Source organism: Mesorhizobium sp. M7A.F.Ca.CA.004.06.1.1, assembly GCF_003999135.1.
Taxonomy (GTDB): domain Bacteria; phylum Pseudomonadota; class Alphaproteobacteria; order Rhizobiales; family Rhizobiaceae; genus Mesorhizobium.
The window spans coordinates 1-4,037 of sequence record NZ_RZPQ01000547.1 but is presented as its reverse complement, the minus strand read 5'-3'; the positions used below and the strand labels follow the sequence as shown (position 1 = coordinate 4,037).

The following is a 4,037-nucleotide window of genomic DNA, read 5'->3' as shown; positions in this document are numbered from 1 at the left end:
TGGTGATCCGCGACCGCAAGACAGGCGGCCAGACTGTCATAGCAGGCCTGCGCCTGCCGATGCCCGGCCGCCACAACGTCTCCAACGCGACGGCAGCGATCGCGGTCGCGCATGAGCTCGGCCTGTCGGCCGAGGCGATCAAGAAGGGCCTGTCGTCCTTCGCCGGCGTCAAGCGCCGCTTCACCCATACCGGTTCGTGGGACGGCGTCGAAATATTCGACGATTACGGCCACCATCCGGTCGAGATCTCGGCGGTGCTGAAGGCGGCGCGCAGCGCCACCCAAGGTCGCGTCATCGCCATTGCCCAGCCGCATCGCTTCACCCGGCTGCATGATCTGTTCAACGAGTTTTCCACCTGCTTCAACGACGCCGACACAGTGATGGTGGCGCCGGTCTACGCGGCCGGCGAAGAGCCGATCGACGGCGTCAGCTCGGACGCGCTGGTGTCGCGCATCCGCGCCGGCGGCCATCGCGACGCACGCTACATCGAGGGTCCGGCGGCGATCGCGCCCGTCATCCGTGATCTGGCAAAGCCGGGTGACTTCGTCGTCTTCCTGGGCGCCGGCAACATCACCCAATGGGCCTATGCATTGCCCAAGGAGCTTGGCGGGACCGTCTCATGATGCACGGCCAGGCCCTGATCGACAGACTGGGCGACCGGCTTGCCGGCCTGCGCGGCCGCCTGACGCCGAACGCCGAGATGGACAAGATCACCTGGTTCCGTGCAGGGGGTCTGGCTGAGGTGCTGTTCCAGCCGGCCGACGAGGAAGATCTTGCAGCATTCCTCAAAGCCGTTCCTGAAGAGATACCACTGACCGTCGTCGGCGTCGGCTCGAACCTTCTGGTCCGCGACGGCGGCATCGAGGGCTTTGTCATCCGCCTTTCGGCCAAGGGCTTCGGCGAGGCCGAGGTGATTTCGCCGATCAGGATCAAGGCGGGAGCCGCGACCCCCGATAAGCGCGTCGCAGCGGTGGCGCTCGAGGCCGGCATTGGCGGCTTTCATTTCTACCACGGCATTCCGGGTGCAATCGGCGGTGCGCTGCGGATGAACGCAGGCGCCAACGGCGTCGAGACGCGCGAGCGGGTCGTCGAAGTGCGAGCGCTCGACCGCAAGGGCAATGTGCAGACGCTGAGCAATGCCGATATGGGTTACGCCTATCGCCATTCGGCGGCGCCTGCCGGGCTGATCTTCACCTCGGCCGTGTTCGAGGGCTTTGCCGAGGACAGAGCGGCGATCAAGGCGGCGATGGAGGCCGTGCAGAACCATCGCGAGACCGTGCAGCCGATCCGCGAGAAGACCGGCGGCTCGACCTTCAAGAATCCGGAAGGCACGTCGGCCTGGAAGGAGATCGACAGAGCGGGCTGCCGCGGCCTGATGATCGGCGGGGCGCAGATGTCGCCGATGCATTGCAACTTCATGATCAACACGGGAACTGCGACCGGCTACGACCTAGAATATCTCGGCGAGACGGTGCGTACGCGGGTGCTGGAGAATTCCGGTATCCGGCTGCAATGGGAAATCAAGCGCATCGGCAATTTCCGGCCGGGACATGCAGTTCAGGAGTTTCTCGGGCAGCTCCTTTAAGGTGCGTTGATATTCAGGTGATGCCGGCCTGCAAACGACGGCTTCCTGCGCTTCCGGTGCTCACGTACTTTGAGTACGCTCCGCTCCGGTTCTCGAAAGCCATCGTTTTCGACTCGGCCTGACCTGAATCCCAACACACCTTCGCGCGAGTTGAAGTTCATGTGATGCATGAACTTCAACGAGGCCGAAACGGTCCGCGACCGTTGCCGCAAAGACTCAACGACACGCTTTTCGCATCCATTTTCTCAGAAAGTGAATCTCTCGGAATCGTAAGCACTTGCCAGTGAATCAACTCTCTGATTCTCTGCTCGAAAGCGTTTCCTGATTTGAGTCGTTCGACGCGTTTTCAGCGGTTTCCGTCTGGGGGGGGCAACCTGCCGGGAGACTCTGACTCAATGTTGCGGAAAATCTGGTTTTGGTCCGCCGTGAGAGAGGGGATGCCGGGGAATGAAAAACAAGCATGTGGCCGTCTTGCTGGGTGGTTTTTCGTCCGAGCGGCCCGTGTCTCTTTCGTCGGGAAAGGCTTGTGCCGATGAACTCGAGAAGGAAGGCTACCAGGTCACCCGTGTCGATGTCGGGCGCGATGTCGGCTCCGTGCTTGCCGAGCTCAAGCCCGATGTCGCCTTCAATGCGCTGCACGGCCCTTTTGGCGAGGACGGCACCATTCAGGGCATCCTTGAATATCTCGGCATTCCCTACACCCATTCCGGCGTGCTCGCTTCGGCTCTGGCCATGAACAAGGAGCAGGCCAAGCGGGTTGCCAAGTCGGTCGGCATCGTGATCGCCGAATCGAAGGTCGCCAGCCGCTTCGCCATCCAGAACAAGCACCCGATGAAGCCGCCCTATGTGGTCAAGCCGGTCAATGAGGGTTCGAGCTTCGGTGTCGTCATCGTACATGAAGGCCAGTCGCATCCGCCGCAGGTGATCGGCTCGTCCGAGTGGAAATATGGCGATACCGTCATGGTTGAGCGCTACATCCACGGCAGGGAGCTGACCTGCGCGGTGATGGGTGATGTGGCGCTGGGGGTCTGCGAGATCATCCCGACCGGCCATTCCTTCTATGACTATGATTCAAAATATGTCGCCGGGGGATCAAAGCACGAATGCCCCGCAAAAGTTTCACCGAATATTTACCAAAAAATACAAACACTGGCGCTCAAGGCTCACCAAGCGATCGGCTGTCGCGGCGTTTCCCGTTCGGACTTCCGTTACGATGATCGTCATTCCGAAAACGGCGAGATTGTCTGGCTCGAGGTCAACACCCAGCCGGGTATGACGCCGACGTCCTTGGTGCCTGAAATCGCCGCCCAGGCCGGGCACTCGTTTGGCGATTTGTTGAGTTGGATGGTGGAGGACGCTTCGTGCCTGCGTTGAAATGGAGACAAGGTTGGGAGAGGGGCGCGGCGGGGCCGGCGCTGTTCGGCCTGCCATTGTCGTCGGGCCATTTCGTGCTGCCGCGCATGCTGCGCCGCCCGGTGCGCATTCTGGCGCGCCTGGGCGTCGGGGAATTCCAGGCGCCGCGCTTTTCCGCGGCCATGATGTCGGCCGTGCTGATTTTCTCGAGCAGTGCCTATGGCGCCTATCTCGGCGGTCATGTCGAGGGTATCGTGCAGAGCATCACCGCCCGTACCGGCTTTGCCGTCGATCAGGTCAAGGTGGTCGGCAATCGCCAGACCTCGGAAATCGACATACTCGACAGGCTTGAACTCGACGGTTGGACGTCGCTGATCGGCTTTAATGCCGAGGCCGCGCGGGAACGAATTGCGACATTGCCGTGGATCGAGGTCGCGGCCGTCCGCAAGGTCTACCCGCATACTCTGGAAGTGCGCGTCGAGGAGCGTGAGGCTTTCGCGCTCTGGCAACAGGGTGACGCGCTTTCGGTCATCGAGCGGAATGGCGCCATGATCGCGCCGTTCTCGGGCGGCAAGCAGGCGCTCCTGCCGCTGCTGATCGGCATCGGCGCGCCGGCGAGCGCGCCCGATTTCCTGGCCAAGGTCGAGAAATATCCCGAGCTCGCGAGCCGGATCAAGGGTTATATCCGTGTTGGCGAACGGCGCTGGGACCTGAAGCTGGACAATGGCATCACCATCAAGCTTCCCGAGGATGACGAGGAACAGGCGCTCGCCGAACTCGTCAAGATGGATCATGACAACGGCTTGCTGTCGCGCGACATCGCCGCCGTCGACATGCGCCTGACGGACCGGCTGGTCGTGCAGTTGACGGCGGAAGCGGCGACGCAGCGCGAAGCCGCCCTCAACGAGAAACCCAAGAGCCTGAAGCGCAAGCCGGAGACGAAGATATGAACTGGCTTGGCGGTCCTGGCGATGCCGCGTCGCGCCGGTCCGGCACCCTGACGGTGCTGGATGTCGGTTCGAGCAAGGTCTGCTGCATGGTGGCCAAGCTGAAGCCATGCGATGACGGCAAGCTGCTGCGCGGCCGCTCGCACCGGATC

Annotated in this window: 4 protein-coding genes and 1 pseudogene; all 5 read left to right on the top strand. The window is 62.3% G+C overall.

Annotated features, from left to right (window positions below; genetic code table 11):
* The coding region (locus tag EN906_RS25455; RefSeq protein WP_281060458.1) for a cyanophycin synthetase at positions 1-623 on the top strand (623 nt) is incomplete at its 5' end.
* Entirely contained in the window at positions 620-1,585 is a 966-nt protein-coding gene (gene murB, locus EN906_RS25450) for a UDP-N-acetylmuramate dehydrogenase (RefSeq protein WP_027034937.1), read from the top strand. The genes EN906_RS25455 and murB, both read left to right, overlap by 4 nt.
* A 447-nt stretch (positions 1,586-2,032) precedes the next feature.
* Positions 2,033-2,959 (top strand): D-alanine--D-alanine ligase, encoded by a 927-nt coding sequence (locus EN906_RS25445; RefSeq protein WP_127269283.1) that lies wholly within the window; start codon positions 2,033-2,035, stop codon positions 2,957-2,959.
* Positions 2,947-3,888 carry a cell division protein FtsQ/DivIB gene (locus EN906_RS25440; RefSeq protein ID WP_127270941.1) on the top strand — a complete coding sequence of 314 codons (942 nt, stop codon included), beginning with the start codon at positions 2,947-2,949 and terminating at the stop codon, positions 3,886-3,888. The genes EN906_RS25445 and EN906_RS25440 overlap by 13 nt, the downstream gene beginning before the upstream one ends.
* Positions 3,885-4,037: pseudogene (locus tag EN906_RS39035) on the top strand (cell division protein FtsA); the annotation flags it as partial. The gene EN906_RS25440 and the pseudogene EN906_RS39035, both read left to right, overlap by 4 nt.

Bases quoted from the DNA above. Each gene is read 5' to 3' on its own strand.
- murB (WP_027034937.1), top strand. From the start codon at position 620: ATGATGCACGGCCAGGCCCTGATCGACAGACTGGGCGACCGGCTTGCC.
- EN906_RS25445 (WP_127269283.1), top strand. From the start codon at position 2,033: ATGAAAAACAAGCATGTGGCCGTCTTGCTGGGTGGTTTTTCGTCCGAG.